Annotated in this window: 17 protein-coding genes and 1 tRNA gene; 8 read left to right on the forward strand and 10 right to left on the reverse strand. The window is 71.2% G+C overall.

All coding sequences use genetic code 11. The annotated features are described in order from the left end of the window. The first annotated feature begins 31 nt into the window (after window positions 1-31). Together NYF13_RS18595 and NYF13_RS18600 are read left to right on the forward strand one after the other, a co-directional pair. Window positions 32-901 carry a LysR family transcriptional regulator gene (locus tag NYF13_RS18595; protein WP_315658402.1) on the forward strand — a complete coding sequence of 290 codons (870 nt, stop codon included), beginning with the start codon at window positions 32-34 and terminating at the stop codon, window positions 899-901. Window positions 902-950: 49 nt separating this feature from the next. Continuing rightward, window positions 951-1,316, forward strand: a complete 366-nt coding sequence (locus NYF13_RS18600) for a VOC family protein (protein WP_315658403.1) — start codon at window positions 951-953, stop codon at window positions 1,314-1,316. Window positions 1,317-1,401: 85 nt separating this feature from the next. Here NYF13_RS18600 and NYF13_RS36745 read toward each other — a convergent pair whose 3' ends face one another. The 3 genes from NYF13_RS36745 to NYF13_RS18620 all read right to left on the reverse strand — a co-directional run bounded on the left by NYF13_RS36745 (window position 1,402) and on the right by NYF13_RS18620 (window position 5,220). Next, window positions 1,402-2,769 carry a beta-1,3-glucanase family protein gene (locus tag NYF13_RS36745; RefSeq protein ID WP_396287615.1) on the reverse strand — a complete coding sequence of 456 codons (1,368 nt, stop codon included), beginning with the start codon at window positions 2,767-2,769 and terminating at the stop codon, window positions 1,402-1,404. A 342-nt stretch (window positions 2,770-3,111) separates the two neighbouring features. Continuing rightward, the gene (locus NYF13_RS18615) at window positions 3,112-4,146 is read right to left on the reverse strand and encodes an LLM class flavin-dependent oxidoreductase (RefSeq protein WP_315658404.1); all 1,035 of its coding nucleotides are present in this window, start codon (window positions 4,144-4,146) and stop codon (window positions 3,112-3,114) included. Window positions 4,147-4,386: 240 nt separating this feature from the next. Beyond that, window positions 4,387-5,220, reverse strand: a complete 834-nt coding sequence (locus NYF13_RS18620) for an SAM-dependent methyltransferase (protein ID WP_315658405.1) — start codon at window positions 5,218-5,220, stop codon at window positions 4,387-4,389. 179 nt (window positions 5,221-5,399) lie between these two features. Between NYF13_RS18620 and NYF13_RS18625 the strand changes: the two genes are divergently transcribed. After that, window positions 5,400-5,849, forward strand: coding sequence for a Fur family transcriptional regulator (locus NYF13_RS18625; RefSeq protein ID WP_315658406.1), 450 nt, complete (start codon window positions 5,400-5,402; stop codon window positions 5,847-5,849). After that, window positions 5,846-7,369, forward strand: coding sequence for a catalase (locus NYF13_RS18630; RefSeq protein ID WP_315658407.1), 1,524 nt, complete (start codon window positions 5,846-5,848; stop codon window positions 7,367-7,369). The genes NYF13_RS18625 and NYF13_RS18630 overlap by 4 nt, the downstream gene beginning before the upstream one ends. Window positions 7,370-7,508: 139 nt before the next feature. Here NYF13_RS18630 and bla read toward each other — a convergent pair whose 3' ends face one another. Next, window positions 7,509-8,408 (reverse strand): class A beta-lactamase, encoded by a 900-nt coding sequence (gene bla / locus NYF13_RS18635; protein WP_315658409.1) that lies wholly within the window; start codon window positions 8,406-8,408, stop codon window positions 7,509-7,511. Window positions 8,409-8,724: 316 nt separating this feature from the next. Here bla and NYF13_RS18640 point away from each other — a divergent pair, with 316 nt between their 5' ends. The 3 genes from NYF13_RS18640 to NYF13_RS18650 all read left to right on the forward strand — a co-directional run bounded on the left by NYF13_RS18640 (window position 8,725) and on the right by NYF13_RS18650 (window position 11,454). Continuing rightward, entirely contained in the window at window positions 8,725-9,906 is a 1,182-nt protein-coding gene (locus NYF13_RS18640) for an LLM class flavin-dependent oxidoreductase (RefSeq protein ID WP_315658411.1), read from the forward strand. 12 nt (window positions 9,907-9,918) lie between these two features. Then, the gene (locus NYF13_RS18645; RefSeq protein ID WP_315658412.1) at window positions 9,919-11,256 is read left to right on the forward strand and encodes an NtaA/DmoA family FMN-dependent monooxygenase; all 1,338 of its coding nucleotides are present in this window, start codon (window positions 9,919-9,921) and stop codon (window positions 11,254-11,256) included. A gap of 114 nt (window positions 11,257-11,370) precedes the next feature. Next, a tRNA-Leu gene (locus NYF13_RS18650) sits at window positions 11,371-11,454 on the forward strand. 35 nt (window positions 11,455-11,489) lie between these two features. On the opposite strand, the gene NYF13_RS18655 is transcribed toward NYF13_RS18650, so the two are convergent. After that, window positions 11,490-12,785 (reverse strand): recombinase family protein, encoded by a 1,296-nt coding sequence (locus tag NYF13_RS18655; protein ID WP_315658414.1) that lies wholly within the window; start codon window positions 12,783-12,785, stop codon window positions 11,490-11,492. 627 nt (window positions 12,786-13,412) lie between these two features. Here NYF13_RS18655 and NYF13_RS18660 point away from each other — a divergent pair. Beyond that, the gene (locus tag NYF13_RS18660) at window positions 13,413-13,712 is read left to right on the forward strand and encodes a hypothetical protein (RefSeq protein ID WP_315658415.1); all 300 of its coding nucleotides are present in this window, start codon (window positions 13,413-13,415) and stop codon (window positions 13,710-13,712) included. A 36-nt stretch (window positions 13,713-13,748) separates the two neighbouring features. On the opposite strand, the gene NYF13_RS18665 is transcribed toward NYF13_RS18660, so the two are convergent. From NYF13_RS18665 to NYF13_RS18685, 5 genes are all read right to left on the reverse strand, one after another. After that, window positions 13,749-14,180: a very short patch repair endonuclease gene (locus NYF13_RS18665; protein WP_315658417.1), complete on the reverse strand. Its 432-nt coding sequence runs from the start codon at window positions 14,178-14,180 to the stop codon at window positions 13,749-13,751. Between the two features lie 319 nt (window positions 14,181-14,499). Continuing rightward, on the reverse strand, window positions 14,500-14,763 hold the full coding sequence (locus NYF13_RS18670; protein ID WP_315658418.1) for a hypothetical protein: 264 nt from the start codon (window positions 14,761-14,763) through the stop codon (window positions 14,500-14,502). Window positions 14,764-15,135: 372 nt separating this feature from the next. After that, the gene (locus NYF13_RS18675; protein ID WP_315658419.1) at window positions 15,136-15,267 is read right to left on the reverse strand and encodes a hypothetical protein; all 132 of its coding nucleotides are present in this window, start codon (window positions 15,265-15,267) and stop codon (window positions 15,136-15,138) included. A gap of 230 nt (window positions 15,268-15,497) precedes the next feature. Then, on the reverse strand, window positions 15,498-16,037 hold the full coding sequence (locus NYF13_RS18680; protein ID WP_315658420.1) for a hypothetical protein: 540 nt from the start codon (window positions 16,035-16,037) through the stop codon (window positions 15,498-15,500). 1 nt (window position 16,038) lies between these two features. Then, window positions 16,039-16,941, reverse strand: a complete 903-nt coding sequence (locus NYF13_RS18685; protein WP_315658421.1) for an ornithine carbamoyltransferase — start codon at window positions 16,939-16,941, stop codon at window positions 16,039-16,041. Window positions 16,942-16,954 lie beyond the last annotated feature (13 nt).

A 16,954-nucleotide genomic window follows, 5' to 3' on the forward strand; every position in this document is an offset into this window, starting at 1 on the left:
GTACCGTTCAGCGATCGTGGACAATGACCGGGTGGAGACCCGGCGCCTGCGGTACCTGCTGGAACTGTCCCGGCTCGGCTCGATGCACGCGGTGGCCGGGCGGCTGGGCACCACCACCTCCACCGTCTCCCAGCAGATCGCCGCACTGGCCCGGGAAACCGGCGCGCCGCTGCTGGAGCCGGACGGGCGCCGCGTGCGGCTGACCCCGGCCGGACAGCGGCTGGCCGGGCACGCGGTGTCGATCCTGGCCGCCGTCGAAGCCGCGCGCGCCGACCTCGACCCGGACGCCGAGCCCGACGGGACCGTGCGGGTGGCCGGGTTCGCCACCGCCATCCGGCGCTCGCTGCTGCCGGCCGCGGACCGGCTGGCCGAGCGGTTCCCCCGGGTGCGGCTGATGATCCAGGAGTACGAGCCGGCCGAGGCACTGGCCCGGCTGCTGGCCGACGAGGTCGACCTGGCCCTGGTCTACGACTACGACCTGGCCCCGGCCACCGTCGACCGCGCGATCGAGGTCACCGCCCTGTGGACGGCGCCGTGGGGGCTCGGCGTGCCCGCTCCGGCCGCGACCGGCGGCGACACGCTCACGGTGTTCCGCGCCTTCCGCGACCACGACTGGATCGGCAATTCCCGCAACCGCGCCGACGAGGACGTCGTGCGCACCCTGGCCTCGATGGCCGGGTTCGTGCCGCGGGTGACCCACCAGGCCGACAGCCTCGAGCTGGTCGAGGACCTGATCGTCGCGGGCCCCGGGGTCGGCCTGCTGCCCCTGGGCCGGCCCCGGCGCCCGGAGGTCGCCCTGCTCCCACTGACCGGACCGGACGTGCGGCTGCGCTCGTTCGCCTGCACCCGCCGCGGCCGCGCCGACTGGCCGCCGCTCGCGCTGGTGCTGGACCTGCTCTGAACGCGGCCACCGGCACTACCCTGGTGGCCGATCGGCGAGGGGATCGGTGATGCTGCACCACGTCCAGGTCGCCTGCCCGCCCGGCAGCGAGGACCGGGTCCGCGCGTTCTACTCCGGCGTCCTCGGCTGGACCGAGCTGCCGAAACCACCGCTGCTGGCGGCCCGCGGCGGCTGCTGGTTCCGGGTGCCCGGGGCCGGTGGGCCGGCGGCCGAGCTGCACGTCGGGGTCGAACCGGACTTCCGGCCCGCCCGCAAGGCCCACCCGGCCTTCGTGGCCGACGTCGACGCCCTCGCGGCGGCCCTCGAACGCGCCGGCTCACCCGTGCACTGGGCCGACCCCGCGGAGATCCCCGGGCGGCGCCGGTTCCACACCTTCGACGCGGTCGGCAACCGCCTGGAGTTCCTCGAACACTGACCTCCACCGGGCGCGGTTCTCTCCCCGACCCGGCCCGAGCCGCCCCGCCTCGCAACCGCTCGGGCGCGAGGCGGGGCGGGCCCGATCACCAGCCGACGGCCACCTCCAGCCACTGCGGGTCCCCGTGCGAGACGAAGGACGACTGGCCCGCCACGTCGTCGTACGGGAAGCCGTAGGCGAGGTTGTCGATGCCGTGGTCGTGCCAGAACTTGGCGTAGTAGTTGGCCGGGGCGGCCTGGTAGAAGTTCGCCGGGTCCTGCCACTGCGACTGCGGGAGCTGCGCGGTGTGCCGGTTCAGCGCCGCGCACAGGTCGGCGTTCTGGGCCAGCGAGCCGGCGCACCCGGTGATGTTCGACGTCGGCTCGTTCACCCCGACCGACTGGGCGTAGGCGGTGAAGTAGTTCGCGTAGCGCCCGCCGTCGCGGAAGTCCGGGGCGCTGCCCGGCGCCGGGATCCGGTAGGGGGCGTCCACCGTGGCCAGGCCCTTGAACTCGGCCGGCACCTCGGACTGGAACTTGGCGAAGGTGGCCGCGCGGTCCTCCTGGAAGGTCGCGTAGTCGTCGCCCACCTGGGTGTCGAAGCCGTCGTGCGCGTGCAGCCGCATGGCCAGCTTCAGCCCGAACGCGTCCACCCGGGTGGTGTTGCCGTTGAACACGTCCGGGCCGACGGTGAACTCGATGAAGTCGGCGTACTGGCTGTTCGGCGAGCCGAGGTAGAAGTACATCCGGCCGGCCGAGTTGGCGGGCATGTCGAGGTAGGGCTGCTCGGCGATCGAGTGGGTCTGCCCGCCGAAGTTCCAGAACACCTGGTCGTCGGGGTACTTGCCGTTGGTCCGGTTGAGCACCTTGACCGTCAGCACGTTCTGCGCCGGCGGGATGCCGGCGGTGTCACCCCAGAACGAGTCGGGCGGCGCGCCCCCGCCGGGCTCCGCCGGCCCGGTGCCGCCACCGGTGCCGAAGACCTGGAACTCGAACAGCGAAACCCCGTAGGGCGTGGCTCGCGCGGTCGTGTACAGCCGCACGTACCGGCCGGTGCCGGACACGCCCAGGCTCTGCTCACCGCCGGTCCCGGTGGTGGTCTGGTACACAGTGGACCAGGTGGATCCGTTGTCCGACACCTGGATCTGGAACGCGGTGGCGTACGCGGCCTCCCAGCGCAACGCCACCCGGTTCAGCGTGGCGGCCGCGCCGAGGTCGACCCGGATCCACTGTGGATCGCTGAACTGCGAGGACCAGCGGGTGCCGGTGTTCCCGTCCACCGCCGCGCTCGCGGGGGTGGCGGCGTTCTCGACCGAGGAAGCCGTGGCCGGCCGGTTCTGGGAGATCAGGGCGGCCTCGGCGTGCGCCGCGGGGACGGCGAGGCCGAGCGCGGCCACCGCGAGGGCCGCCGCCAGTGTCGTCAGTCTTCGACCGGGCCCGCGGCGACGGGGCCGCGGCGGAGCAGGTGCGGGCATGGTTCCTCCCTGGCCGGGAAAGAGGGGCGGACCCGCCGCCGGTCAGGGGACGGCGTCGTCCGGCTCGCCCCCTGACCGGCGGAGTCCGGGACCGGGCGGGGGCGTTCGAAGAAAAGGTTTATACCACCGGCCCGGACTGTCAAGCCTTGACAGCATCCCCGCCGGCGGGCGATATTCGGGGACGCACCAGCCCACCCTCTGCGTGGCGCCACCACCCGCCCAGGGGCCGACTCACCCGGAGTCAGCCATGCCCTGCGCACCCTCCCCCGCCGTTGGCACTACCGGCACTGTCCACACCGGACACTCCGGTGGTCCCGGTCCGCCTCCGCGGGCAGCGGAATTTCAGCCGGCGGGACGCCAGCCCAGAGCCGGGCCCAGCCCGGTCGCGATGTCGGTGAGGATCTGCACGTAGTCCTCGTGCTCGAAGGTGAACGGCAGCGCGAAAGCGACCTCGTGGATCTCCCGGAACGCCAGCTGCGCGTACAGGCGTTCGGCGATCTCCGCCGAGGGGCCCACCAGGTCGGGGGCGAACAGCATCCGGGCCGGGCCCTGCGGTGAACGGGTGCGCGGGGTCCGTTCCCGCGCGTAGGCCTCGTACTTGGCGCGTTGCGCCGGGGTCGCGCTGTCGGTCGGGACGACCACGAGTCCCTGCGAAACGCGGGCGTTCCCGCCTTCGGGGTGGTGCTCCCGGAACGCCCGCACGTGGGAGTGCTGGATCTGCGCGAAATCCTCGGACTCCTCGGCGCGCACCACGCTGCTGGTCAGGAAGTTCATCCCCTGCTCCCCCGCCCACCGCGCCGAGCGCAGGCTCGCGCCGCCGTACCACATCCGGCGGCCGAGCCCGGGGGAGAACGGCTGCACGCGGTCGGCGAACACCTCGAACCCTTCGACCCCGCTGAAGCCGGTCGCGGGTTTGCCCCGCACGTGGTCCAGCAGCCGCTGCACGCGCCCGTACCCGAAGTCCTCGGCGTCGGCGGTGCCCGGGTAGAGCGCGACCTTGAGGTGGTCGGCCTGCGGGTGGCCGGGGCGCCAGGGCGGGCCGACGCTCAGCCCCGGGTTCAGCCGTCCGCCGGAGAGGATGTCGACCGTGGCCAGGTCCTCGGCCAGCCGCAGCGGGTTCTCCCAGCCCAGCGGGATCACCGCGGTGCCCAGCTCGATCCGGCGGGTGCGCTGGGTGGCCGCCGCCAGCACCGCGACCGGCGAGGAGATGCCGAACTGCAGGTGCCGGTGGCGTACCCAGGCGCTGTCGAAGCCGAGCCGCTCCCCCAGCTCGATCACGGCCAGCGTCGACTCGTGGCCGCGGGCCGGGTCGGCCTCGTCGAACAGGCCGATGGTCAGGAAGCCCAGCTTCCGCAGCGGCTCCGTTCGTGACGGCACGGCGGTTCCTCCTCGTCCGCGGCGGCCCGGCCACCGGGGCTCAGGGACCGACCCCCTGGACCGGCCGCCCTGAACCAGCCGCGGGGCCCGCCGGACCGCTCACGCCCGAACCTAGCCAGCCTCCCGAGGCGCCCGCCACCGTTCCACCTGACGGGACGGGAGCGCCCGGACCCGGCTGAGGTAGCCGCGGTCCGGGCCGGTGGCGGCGCCGGGGCCGGTCGCGGCCGGATCAGGCCCCGCTCAGCCCTTGCGCCCGATCCCGCCGGCGATGCACTCCTGCACCTGGTTGAGCGGGGTGTAGCGCGGGCCGTCCGGCCACCAGTCCTCGCACAGCACCAGCCCGGGCTCGACCAGTTCCGTGTCGCCGAACAGCCTGCGGATCTCCTCCCGGGTGCGGAACACGCCGCTGCCCATCGGGCTGTGGGTGAACCTCTCCTCCATCCGCCGCGCGATCTCGCTGTGCGCGGTGGTCTGCGGGTCGAGGAAGTGCGCGACCACCACGAAGGAGCCCGGCGGCAGCGCGTCGATGTAGGCGGCCATCACCTCGGCGTAGTCCTGGCCGAGGTAGTGGTGCAGGGTGCCGTTCTGGATCAGCGCGATCGGCTGGTCCCAGTCCAGGAAGGTCCGCGCGAGGTCGCTGTGGAGCACCTGCCGGGCGTCGAAGATGTCCGCCTCGAGGAACCGGGTCTGCGGGTTCTCCTCCAGCAGCGCGCGGCCGTGCGCGAGCACCACGGGGTCGTTGTCCACGTAGAGCACGCGCGCGTCGGGCTGCAGCCGCTGCACCACCTGGTGGGTGTTCTCCGCGGTGGGCAGGCCGGAACCGCAGTCGAGGTACTGCGTGACCTGGCCCTGCGTGGCCAGGAACCGGCAGGCGCGGATCAGGAAGTTCCGGTTCGCCCAGGCCAGGTCGGCCACCTCGGGGGCGACGGTGGCGACCTGGCGCAGCACCTCGCGGTCGATCTCGTAGTTGTTGGTCCCGTTCAGCGCCGCGTCGTAGACCCGGGCGATGCTGGCCCGGGTGATGTCGACCCCGACCGGGGTGGTGCTGGGCGATTTCGGCGCGGCGTCGGCCATCTTCGGGGCTCACCTCGGCGTGCGTGGGGATGGGAGGACGCCCAGCGTAGCGGTCGATCCGCGTGCGGCAGCGGGTGGCCGGGACACGATTCCGCCCCAAAGGTTGAACGCCGGCGCGTGTGAGGAGCGCCGGACCGGGTACCCGCCGAGAACTGAACGGTTCCAGAAGGGCGGCGCGCGTGGAGGACAGCGAAGCGGTGGCCACCCTGCGTGGAGCCGGTCTGCGGGTGACCCGGCCGCGCCAGGCGGTGTTCACCTGGCTCGACGATCACCCGCACGCCACCGTGGACGCCATCGCGGGCGCTGTTCGCCGGCGCCTCGACTCGGTGTCCACGCAGGCGATCTACGACGTCCTCGCCGCGCTGACCACGGCCGGGCTGGTCCGGCGGATCGAGCTGCCGGGCCAGCCGGCCCGGTTCGAGCGGCGGGCCGGCGACAACCACCACCACGTGGTCTGCCGCCGGTGCGGCCGCACCGAGGACGTCGACTGCGTGCACGGCCGGGCCCCCTGCCTGGACCCGTCGGACCACCACGGCTTCACCGTGGACGAGGCGGAAGTCGTGTTCTGGGGCTTCTGCCCGGACTGCTGTGCCGCGGAACCACACCACCACGAGGAGATGAAGAAGTGACCGAAAGCCAGCGCCCCCCGACCACCACCGACGCCGGGATCCCGGTCGAGAGCGACGAGCATTCGCTCACCGTCGGCCCGGGCGGCCCGATCCTGCTGCAGGACCACTACCTCATCGAGCAGATGGCGCAGTTCAACCGGGAGCGCGTGCCGGAGCGCCAGCCGCACGCCAAGGGCAGCGGCGCGTTCGGCCGGTTCGAGGTGACCGGCGACGTCAGCGCGTTCACCAAGGCCGCGGTGTTCCAGCCGGGGGCGAAGACCGAGCTGGTGGCGCGGTTCTCCACCGTCGCCGGCGAGCGCGGCAGCCCCGACACCTGGCGCGACCCGCGCGGTTTCGCGCTGAAGTTCTACACCACCGAGGGCGTCTACGACATGGTCGGGAACAACACCCCGGTCTTCTTCGTCAAGGACCCGATGAAGTTCCAGCACTTCATCCGCTCGCAGAAGCGCCGCGCCGACAACAACCTGCGCGACCACGACATGCAGTGGGACTTCTGGACGCTTTCGCCCGAGTCCGCGCACCAGGTGACCTGGCTGATGGGCGACCGCGGCATCCCGCGCACCTGGCGGCACATGAACGGCTACAGCTCGCACACCTACCTGTGGATCAACGCCGACGGTGAGCGGCACTGGGTCAAGTACCACTTCAAGACCGACCAGGGCCTGGAGTACTTCACCCAGCACGAGGCCGACCAGATGGCCGCCGCCGACACCGACTACCACACCCGCGACCTGTTCGAGGCGATCGAGCGCGGCGACCACCCGAGCTGGACCCTGCACGTCCAGCTGATGCCGTTCAGCGATGCCGAGCAGTACCGCTTCAACCCGTTCGACCTGACGAAGGTGTGGCCGCACGCGGACTACCCGCTGATCGAGGTCGGCCGGATGACGCTGGACCGCAACCCGACCGACCACCACGCGGAGATCGAGCAGGCCGCGTTCGAGCCGAACAACCTGGTGCCCGGGATCGGCGCGAGCCCGGACCGGATGCTGCTGGGCCGGCTGTTCGCCTACGCCGACGCGCACCGCTACCGCATCGGCGCCAACTACAAGCAGCTGCCGGTGAACGCGTCCACCTCGCCGGTGCACAGCTACAGCAAGGACGGCGCGATGCGCTTCACCAAGGTCTCCGACCCGGTGTACGCGCCGAACTCCAAGGGCGGCCCGCAAGCCGACACCGCCCGCTACGGCTCGCCCGCGAGCTGGCACGCCGACGGTGAGATCGTCCGCAGCGCCTACGTCGACCACGCCGAGGACGACGACTGGGGCCAGGCGGGCACCCTGGTCCGCGAGGTGCTCGACGACGACGCCCGCACCCGGCTGGTCGACAACATCGTCGGCCACCTGCTCAACGCCGTGTCCGAGCCGGTGCTCCAGCGCGCCTTCGAGTACTGGCGCCAGGTGGACAAGGACCTCGGTGACCGGATCGAGTCCGGCGTCCGGGAGAAGGCCGGCGGGAAGGACCCGAAGAAGGCCGAGCAGGGCAACCCGGCCCGTTCGTCCATGCAGCACAAGGCCTGACCACCCCCCGCCCGCCGTCCGCTGCGGACGGCGGGCGGGCGGTCACCGCCACCGGCGGCTCGGCCCGCTGCGCGGCGACCTGCTCCCCCTCGCCAGGATTCCGCCGAGGTTTCGGACCAGCGGTGGTTTCCCGGACCGCTCAGCCGAAGGCCTTCACGATGATCCGCGTCGCCTCGGCGATGGTGGCCGCTCCGGCGGTGGACTTGGGGTCGGACGGCGCGGTGTAGACCGCGATCACCCAGGGGGCCCGGCCGGTCGGCCAGACCACGGCGATGTCGTTGCTCTCCCCCTTCGCGCCGGAACCGGTCTTGTCCGCCACCCGCCAGCCCGCCGGCACGCCCGCGCGCACCTGCTTGCCCCCGGTGGTGTTGGCCACCATCCAGCCGGTGAGCCGGTCGCGGTCGGCCGGGTCCAGACCCTGGCCCAGCACCAGTGCGCGCAGGTCGCCGACCATCCGGGCCGGGGTGGTGGTGTCGCGCTCGTCGCCGGGGGCGCCGACGTTGATGTCCGGCTCGATCCGGTCCATCCGGGTGAGCGGGTCACCCAGGGTGCGGACGAACGCGGTCACCGCGGGCGGTCCGCCAACCTCGCCGACGATCAGGTTGGCCGCCGTGTTGTCGCTGACGGTGATCGCCGCCTCGCAGAGAGCCGCGCCGGTCATCCCGTCGGCCACGTGCAGCGAGGTCACCGGCGAGTAGTCGACCAGCTGCGACCGGTCGTAGTGGATCACCTTGGCCAGGGCTTCGGGCCGGGTGCGCAGCAGCGCCGAGGCGGCCAGCACCTTGTGCGTCGAGCAGAGCAGGAACCGCTCGTCCTCGCGGTACCCGGCCGTGGCGCCGGAGCCGGTGTCGATCGCGGACACGCCGAGGCGGCCGCCGAACTGCCGCTCCAGCGCCGCCAGCTCGGGCCGCACGTCCGGCCGCGGAGCCCGCGACGGGGAGGACGGTGCGGCGGCGGCCGTCTTCCCCGCACAGCCCGCGGCCACCAGTCCCAGACCGGCCGCGAGCACCCCGCGCCGGGACAGCATTCCCCTGCTCACCATCACACCCCTGTTCCGCTTTTTCGATCTTGCCCCTCACCCACAACGACGCGCGGCCCGCGCCGGGGTTGCGCGGTCGCCGATCTCCACGGCACCGGCGGAGGGGAACACCGGGTTTCCCGTCCACAGTGGATATCGCCCGCCCGGGCCTTCCTGCGGGCGGGCTTCCCGTGCACCTCGGCCCCGCCGGCCGTGCTGCACCGGCTTCGGCCGGTATTCCCGCTCCCGCGAGTTTCCCACCGGCTGGTAACCGCTGTCCGCACCCGCCGAACCGGCGCACACTGCGGGCACTGGCCCACGGGAAAGGACGGCGCGCATGGCAGGGGTGAGCGGACCGCGGATCGCCGTGGCCCTGGACGGAGCCGGCTGGCACCCGGCGGCCTGGCGGGAGCCGGACGCCCGGCCGGGCGAGCTGTTCACCGCCGGGTACTGGGCGGACCTGGTCGGTGAGGCCGAGGCGGCCAAGCTGGACTTCGTCACGTTCGAGGACTCCCTCTCGCTGCGGACGGACTCCCGCGCCGAGACGGTCGAGGACCGGGACGACATCGTGCAGGGCCGGCTCGACGCGGTGCTGATCGCCTCCCGGGTCGCGCCGCTGACCTCGCACCTCGGCCTCGTCCCGACCGCCGTGGTCACCCACACGGAGCCGTTCCACCTGTCCAAGGCCATCGCCACGCTCGACTACGTGAGCGGCGGGCGCGCCGGCGTGCGGGTGCAGGTCTCCGGGCACGGCGACGAGTACCGGCACTTCGGCCGCCGCGAACCCGGTGCCGGCCGCACCGAGCCGGGCGCGCTCACGGACCTGTTCGACGAGGCCGCGGACTACGTCGAGGTGCTGCGCCGGCTCTGGGACAGCTGGGAGGACGACGCCGAGATCCGCGACGTCGCCACCGGCCGGTTCGTCGACCGCGGCAAACTGCACTACATCGACTTCACCGGCCGCTGGTTCTCGGTGAAGGGCCCGTCCATCACGCCGCGGCCGCCGCAGGGCCAGCCGCTGGTCAGCGCGCTGGCGCACTCCGCCGAGCCGTACCGGCTGGCCGCCCGCTCGACCGACCTGGTGTACGTGACGCCGTCCGAGCGCGCCGACGCCGCCGCGATCGTCGGCCGGGTCCGGGCCGAGCAGGAGCACGCGGGCCGCGCGGAGGACCCACTGCACGTCTTCGGCGACCTCGTGGTGTTCCTGGACGAGACCGAGCGAGCGGCCGCCGACCGCAAGGCCCGCCTGGACGAGCGGGCGGGCGCCGAGTACAGCTCCGACGCCACGGTGTTCACCGGCACCCCCGCCGGCCTGGCCGACCTGCTGCTCGACTGGCACGAAGCGGGCCTGTCCGGCTTCCGGCTGCGCCCCGGCACGGTGCCGCACGACCTGACGGCCATCACCCGGGGCCTGGTGCCCGAGCTTCGCGGGCGCGGCGCGTTCCGCCGCGAGTACGAGGCCGACACGCTTCGCGGGCTACTCGGCCTGTCGAGGCCCACCAACCGCTACGCCGCCTGAGGAGGACCCCTGATGACGAAGCCCCTGAAGCAGATCCACCTCGCGGCGCACTTCCCCGGGGTCAACAACACCACCGTGTGGAGCGACCCGGAGGCCGGCAGCCACATCGAGTTCAGCTCGTTCGTCAAGCTCGCGCAGACCGCCGAGCGCGCGAAGTTCGACTTCTTCTTCCTGGCCGAGGGCCTGCGGCTGCGCGAGCAGAACGGCGAGATCTACGACCTGGACGTGGTCGGCCGCCCGGACACGTTCACCGTGCTCAGCGCGCTGGCCGCGGTGACCTCGCGGCTGGGCCTGGCGGGCACGATCAACTCGACCTTCAACGAGCCGTTCGAGGTGGCGCGGCAGTTCGCGTCGCTGGACCACCTCTCGGCCGGCCGCGCGGCCTGGAACGTCGTGACCTCGTGGGACGCCTTCACCGGGGAGAACTTCCGCCGCGGCGGCTTCCTGCCCCAGGACCAGCGCTACTCGCGGGCCGAAACGTTCATGCGCACCGCGTGGGAGCTGTTCGACTCCTGGCGCGGCGCCGAGGTGCTGGCCGACCGCGCGAGCGGCCGCTTCCTGTCGGACCCGCGGGCGGGCGCCTTCTCCCACCACGACCAGCACTTCGACATCGAAGGCCGCTTCCCCGTGCCCCGCAGCCCGCAGGGCCGCCCGGTGATCCTCCAGGCCGGCGACTCCGACGAGGGCCGCGAGTTCGCCGCCGCCACCGCCGACGCCATCTTCACCCGCCACGGCACGCTCGAGGCGGGTCAGGCCTTCTACAGCGACGTGAAGGCCCGCCTGGCGAAGTACGGCCGCACCGACGAGCAGCTGGTGGTCCTGCCCGCCGCGACCTTCATCCTGGGCGACACCGACGCGGACGCGCAGGAGAAGGCCCACGAGGTCCGGCTCCAGCAGGTCAGCGAGGCCACCGCGATCAAGTTCCTGGAGCAGCTCTGGAACACCGATCTGAGCACCCACGACCCGAACGGCCCGCTGCCCGCCACCGACCCCGTCGTCGGCGAGAACCCGATCGCCCAGGGCCGGGCCAGCGTCCGCATGTACCGCGACCCGATCGCCACCGCCCGCGACTGGCGCGAACTCGCCGAGGCGAAGAACCTCTCCACCCGGGAGCTGATCATCGAAGTCACCGGCCGCCAGAACTTCATCGGCTCCCCCACCACCGTCGCCACCAGCATGAACGACCTGGTCCAACGCAACGCGAGCGACGGTTTCATCCTGGTCCCCCACGTAACCCCAGGCGGCCTCGACGATTTCGCCGACACGGTGGTCCCCCTCCTGCAGGACCGCGGCGTCTTCCGCACGGACTACACCGGCCCCACCCTGCGCGACCACCTGGGCCTGAACTGACCCCCCGGCACCTCGCGATGATCAACCGAGCAAAGTAGCCAGCCGCCACCGGCCAGGTTGCCGGCACCCCCCTGAACGGGGGTGGGATGGGTCGTATAGTCTCTTCATCAGCAGGTCCGAGTGGCGGAATGGCAGACGCGCTAGCTTGAGGTGCTAGTGCCCTTAATGGGCGTGGGGGTTCAAGTCCCCCCTCGGACACACAATTACTCTAAGAGTAGCGTGTCGCGGCTAGTTCACAGTATCAGCAGTTGCTCTCCGGCGGTCTCGTCTACCGCGGCAAGTACAGATTGTGAACTGCACGCCCTGACTTCTCGAGTCGGGCCGCCACAGATGATCGCCAGGTTGTTCGATCCCAGGTAGTCAGCGATCGCCGCGTCATCGGCACCAACAGTCTCGGCTGATCGCACGCAGAGATCGTCGAGTAAGTGGTCTTCGCGGACATAGATGTTCTTCGCGAGTTCTGGTGGGCGGTTGCGGGCGCTGGTGTGGCCGTGGCGGCACCGGTAGCCCGGTCGGCCGTTCACCCAGTGCGAGTCCAGCCGGCGGCCACACAACCGACATCCCACGAGTCCCGCCAGCACGTACGTCCTCTTCCCGCCGTCCTGGGTGGGGCGGGCCGCGCGTAGGCCCTGGATCGCCAGGAACGTCGCCTCGTCCACGAGCGCCGGATGCGTCACCTTGTCCGACTCGGCCCACCCTCGTGCCGCCGGTGGTCGAGTGGGAGCACCGTGGTGGTCCGGGCCGGTTGTTCTGGCGCCGTGCCGGTTCCATATCTGCTGGCCGGTGTAGCGGGGGTTCTCAAGGATGCCCACGAGGGTCCGGACGATCCACTCGTGCTTCGTCCGGTAGCGGTTCCCAACCTGGTCAGCGCTCGACGGGCATGGGATGCCGCGGTCGTTCAGCTCCCGCGCGATCCCGGCCACGCTTCGTCCGGTGGCTCGTTGCTGGAAGGTCGACCGCACCCACGGTGCGGTGGCCGGATCGGGTTCCAGGCGGTGCATGCGGCGACCCCAGCTTGCGTGGGCGCGGTTGGGGTGTGGGCCGGCATCGGCGGGGCGGTAGCCGTAGGGTGGTCGGCCGCCGAGGAACCTGCCCTGAACACGGGCCTGAACGTGCATCGCTGCCAGCACTCGATGCCGAGCCCGCAACACCTCGCGACGTGACTGGGACCCGAGCAGCAGCATCAACGCCTGGTGCACGGGGTCGTCGAGGTTTACCGGGCCGTTCGCTTCGGGCAGCCACAGCTGGATGCCTTGCTCCCGGAGCGTGGTCAGCACGGCGTTGAACTGGTCTCCGTAGAACGCGCGCTCGTACTCTCCGATGACGACAGCATCGAACGGACGGTTCGGGTGCTCCGCAGCCGCCATCAGCTGAGCCGCGGCCGGGCGCTCGCGCCAGGGCAGCCGGAGTGAGCATCCTTCGTCGAAGTACTCCGCCACGATCACGCCGCGTCCGCGGACCGTCTCCTCAGCAACCTCCCGTTGCCACCCCGACGACGTCTCCCGATCCTGGAACTCGACCGTGGACATCCGCCCGTAGAACGCGAACCTCAGCCCGTGACCTCCGCCGGTTCGCTGGCGACGTCGGCCGCCGGCCCGACGCGGCGACACCGCGTCTGACGGAGTCGCTGGTCGGGCAGGGCTGATCATCGTGAACCTCGATGGTTGAGGTGGGTTCGGGTAAGGGCGGAACGCAGCCACCCCGGCGCCGATGATGAATGGAGAGCGAGTCTGCGCCCGAATGGCCGCATCTGCGACCGACCTCCGCATGCAGTGGGCAGCTCTCGCGACCAGGTGGGGAGCAAGTCCTCTCCCGGCGCTGCCGGAGGACGACGTGGAGAAAGCGCACTATGAGCCATGGTGGCCCAGTCTGCGATGGCCACCGGGTTGGAGCGCTTGCGCGCTTCGCCTGTGGCCTGCTGGTTCGCGCAGAACGCCACTGGCAGCTGCAGCCGGTGCGCGAGGCCAGTGCGGTGCGGTCTTCGAGCACGATCTCCGAGATGAGAACGAGCGGGAGTTCGAGTTCAACTGGGCGCCTTCCGCGCGAGGACGTGGCGCTTGCGCCGTTTCGGTGAATTTCGGCGATCGGCGGAGAAAGAGTGAGCAGTTCTGTTGCACCGGTGATCTTCCGAGCGATCCCCTCTGAAGGGAGGAGTCGTGCCGAACAGTGAGGACTTCGATGGCGGTGAGGCAGCAGGGCGGACAAGCCTGTTCGTCTACCTGACGACCCGCCTGTCCGCCGAACACCGGGCGATCATGGACCTGTTCACCGGCCCGTTGCTGGCCGACCTTTCGGCAGCGGAGGGGGCTCAGCAGCTCGCCCGAGCCGACGCTGGTCGGGTGCTGGCCAGAGTGAGTCGGGTTGTAGCGGATGACCGGTTCCTTGTGGTGCGCGGAGTATTGCGCCTCACGAGGACCGGTCGCCTGGCCAAACGACTCTTCGGCGTGACGCTTTGAGAAGCCGGGCGAGCTCTTGCTGCGCGAGGTCGCTGGCTAATCTTCGGCAGATGCCGCTGCGAGGCGGCTGCGGGTGCTTCGCTTCACCATCAGCTTTCTCGCGCGGGCGACATGCTCCAAACGTGTTGCGGCTTCGGCAGCGTCTTCGTGCTCCCAGATCCTGACGACCAACCACCCCATCGCAGCCAAGACAGCGTCGGTATCCCGGTCACGCCTGGCGATACCGCGGAGTTTGAGCCGCCACCAACTCCTGTTCGCAACGGGAAGGTGACCGTGTTCGGGGCAGGAGTGCCAGAAACAACCGTCGACGAAGACTGCGATGCGCGTGCCTCGCAGGAGCACATCGACCCGCCGGCGCCGATTCCCGCCCGGAACCGGCTGATCGACGACGAACCGAAGACCTCGGCGGTGTAGCTCACGCCGGAGCTCGATCTCCGGGCGGGTGCCCGACCTCTTGGTCCGGCGCATCACGGTTGAAGTGGCTGCAGATGACGCCGGCGGTGCGGGGCCGGGGTCCAAGTGTCGGTACACACGAGGACTCTCTCAGCAAGGTCCGACAGAATTAGCCGCTTCCGCTCGCACCGGAAGCGAGGACCAGGCAGGGTCGGTCTGCCGCAGGCGATCTGGCAACTGCGGTTGTTCGAGCGGCTTGTATGTCGTTCGCCGATTCGCGTGGGGGCAGAGGGCTTCGTCAGGCCCAGCGCAGCCGTGACTACAGCTGTGGGTCAACCGCAAACTTCAAGGTGGGGTTATGGATCAACTCGATCCTCGGACACGTACCATAATCCTAATTGTGCGAGTCGAGATTCGTCTCGTCCCGCACAATTCGTTTCCCAGGATGGTAGATCAGCCGAACGCCGAGTTGGCGGTAGACCTCTGCTTTGTCGGTAAGGTCCGCCCTCTCCAGTATGTCTCGGATGTCTCCCAGCGCTGCAACGAGCGTCTGGATTCCCTCCACGGTCATTCGCCGCTTCTCGCCGGCCGTCTGCGGTCGTGCCGCCGCTTTGGCGCGGCAGGTCTGGGTGTCGGCGATCCACCGGGCGACCGGCACCGGGTCGGCACCGGGTCCAGTGCCGCGCGGTAGCGGGCAAGGTTCTGGTCGCGCTTTCCGGTCACGCGTGCGGAGGCCAACGCAGCGGGGTCTATGTCCAGGTCGGCCTGGGCACGTGGAGCGCGGTGACGGTCTCGTCGAGCCGGTGCGGCGCCAAGCAGCGGCTCAGCCGGCCATCCCGAGGGCTGAGCAGTTCCCGCTCGGCGAGGTGGACGTTGCGTGGATGCTCGACTTTGTTCGCCAGCCCGTACTCGGTGGGGAATTTGCACCGGTAGTACAGCGCTCCCTGCTCTGCTGGCCCTGCATCCGCCGGCGCACAGTCCGCAATACAGCAGGCCGCGCAGCGTGTATCGGTTGCGGGTGCGGTGCCGTTCAACGGGTGGTGCGGCCCGCTCCCCTGGCGGCTACCACCTGCTGGGCGTGATCGAACGTGCCGGTGTCGATCAGCGGTTCGTGCACGAGGGTATCGGACCAGAGCCACTGGCCGGGGTCGTTGCGGCGCATCCTGCTCACATGGGCCAAGGGCGACGTCGTCGATGAGGACCTCGTCCTTGCGCTGCTTGTTCCGCACTTGCCGCCCGGTGTAGCGGGGGTTGGCCAGGATCGTGCGGATCGCGCCCGTTGCCCGGCAGCAACGCGCCGGGGATGTGGCTGGCGATCTGCTCGGCCGTGGTTGCCGCGCACGAGCGCGGCGGCGTGCGCGTAGATCGAGTCGTGCTCCAGGGGCTGCGCGGTCATGGCCTGCCGAACGAGCCGGCCGGTGTGGCCCCATCCCGGTCCGGTGCGCCCAGTTCGCGAGCCGGGCTCCGATGAAAACCCTGCCCGGTGACCACCTCGAACGCCTCGGCCAGCGCGGCCATCGCCGCGTCGGCCAGAGCTTCCGCACAGTGGGCGGTCAGCCGGTGGTTGGCGAGCGACACCAGCCGCAGCGGCACCCCGGCCCGGGCCAGCGCCTCGAGGAAGATCGCCGGGATGGCCGAGTCGCTGCGCAGGGACGCGCCGTGCAACGACACCGCCGCCAGCGACTCCGCCGACGGCTCGTACCCCGACGCGACCAGGGCCGCGAGCACGTCCGTGACGGCGTCGGTCCGCACGGTGAACGTCAACGTCGCCCTGGTGGCGGCCGGGTACTGCGCGACCGCGCCGACCGGCTCACCGACCAGAGCGACCACGCCGAACAACCGCGCCGCGACTCCGGGCCGGTCCGGCACGGACACCGTCACCCCCGACGACCCCCGGACACACGCGATCCCGTGCACGACGGCTCGTTCCATGTCAGCGCGCACACCACTCGAGCACCGCGCGGGCGCTGTGGAACTTGTTCTCGGCCTGGGCGAACGCGATGCTGCGCGGCCCGTCGAGCACGGTGGCGGTGACTTCCTCGCCCCGGTGGGCGGGCAGGTCGTGCATGAACACCGGCGCGTCCCCCAGTACCCGCTCGTCCACCTGGAACGGTGCGAACGCAGCGCGCCAATGCGGGTCCGGTTTGGCTGTGCCGGTGGTCTGCCAGCGCGTCGTGTAGACGACGTCGACTGTCGGCCGGTCGCGCATGTCGTGGCACTCGACCACCTTTGCGCCGCTGTGCTTGGCCGACACCTCGGCTCGGTGCAGAAACCGCGGGTCCAGCCCGTAACCCTCGGGAGTGCGCAGGTGCAACTCGACGCCGGCGAACCGCGACAGTGCGAGCGCCAGTGCGGACGTGGTGTTGTTCCCCTCTCCCACGTACAGCACGCGCAGGCCCTCGACAGCGCCGAAATGCCGGTGCATCGTCGTGAGGTCCGTCAACGCCTGTGTCGGGTGCTCGTCCTCGCTCATCGCGTTCACCACCGCCATGCGTCCTTGCGCCGCGTACGACACAAGCTCGGCCTGCGGCCCGGCGGTGCGCGCGACCAGGACGTCGAGCATCCCCGACAGCGCAGCCGCTGTGTCCCCGGTCGTCTCCCCGGTGTTCTCCTGCAGGTCGTCCGGCCCGTAGCTGACGATCTGGGCGCCCAGCCGGAGCGCACCGGCCGAGAAGGCCGTCCGTGTCCTCGTCGACGTCTTCCGGAAGTAGATGCCGACCACCTTGTCGGACAGTACCTCCCGCGCGGTGGCACCGGCGCTGAACTCGGCGCCGCGGGCGACGAGGTGGCGCAGGTCGTTGTCGTCCAGGTCGTCGATTGTGAGCAGCGACGGCACGGCGGTTCTCCTG

Source organism: Amycolatopsis sp. PS_44_ISF1 (assembly GCF_032335455.1).
GTDB lineage: Bacteria > Actinomycetota > Actinomycetes > Mycobacteriales > Pseudonocardiaceae > Amycolatopsis.

What these genes read in the sequence shown, in the direction of transcription:
- NYF13_RS36745 (WP_396287615.1), bottom strand. Translation starts at nt 2,769, where the DNA reads ATGCCCGCACCTGCTCCGCCGCGGCCCCGTCGCCGCGGGCCCGGTCGA.
- NYF13_RS18665 (WP_315658417.1), bottom strand. Translation starts at nt 14,180, where the DNA reads ATGCGCCGGACCAAGAGGTCGGGCACCCGCCCGGAGATCGAGCTCCGG.
- NYF13_RS18655 (WP_315658414.1), bottom strand. Translation starts at nt 12,785, where the DNA reads ATGTCCACGGTCGAGTTCCAGGATCGGGAGACGTCGTCGGGGTGGCAA.
- NYF13_RS18675 (WP_315658419.1), bottom strand. Translation starts at nt 15,267, where the DNA reads ATGCGCCGCAACGACCCCGGCCAGTGGCTCTGGTCCGATACCCTCGTG.
- NYF13_RS18645 (WP_315658412.1), top strand. Translation starts at nt 9,919, where the DNA reads ATGACGAAGCCCCTGAAGCAGATCCACCTCGCGGCGCACTTCCCCGGG.
- NYF13_RS18600 (WP_315658403.1), top strand. Translation starts at nt 951, where the DNA reads ATGCTGCACCACGTCCAGGTCGCCTGCCCGCCCGGCAGCGAGGACCGG.
- NYF13_RS18620 (WP_315658405.1), bottom strand. Translation starts at nt 5,220, where the DNA reads ATGGCCGACGCCGCGCCGAAATCGCCCAGCACCACCCCGGTCGGGGTC.
- NYF13_RS18640 (WP_315658411.1), top strand. Translation starts at nt 8,725, where the DNA reads ATGGCAGGGGTGAGCGGACCGCGGATCGCCGTGGCCCTGGACGGAGCC.
- NYF13_RS18680 (WP_315658420.1), bottom strand. Translation starts at nt 16,037, where the DNA reads ATGGAACGAGCCGTCGTGCACGGGATCGCGTGTGTCCGGGGGTCGTCG.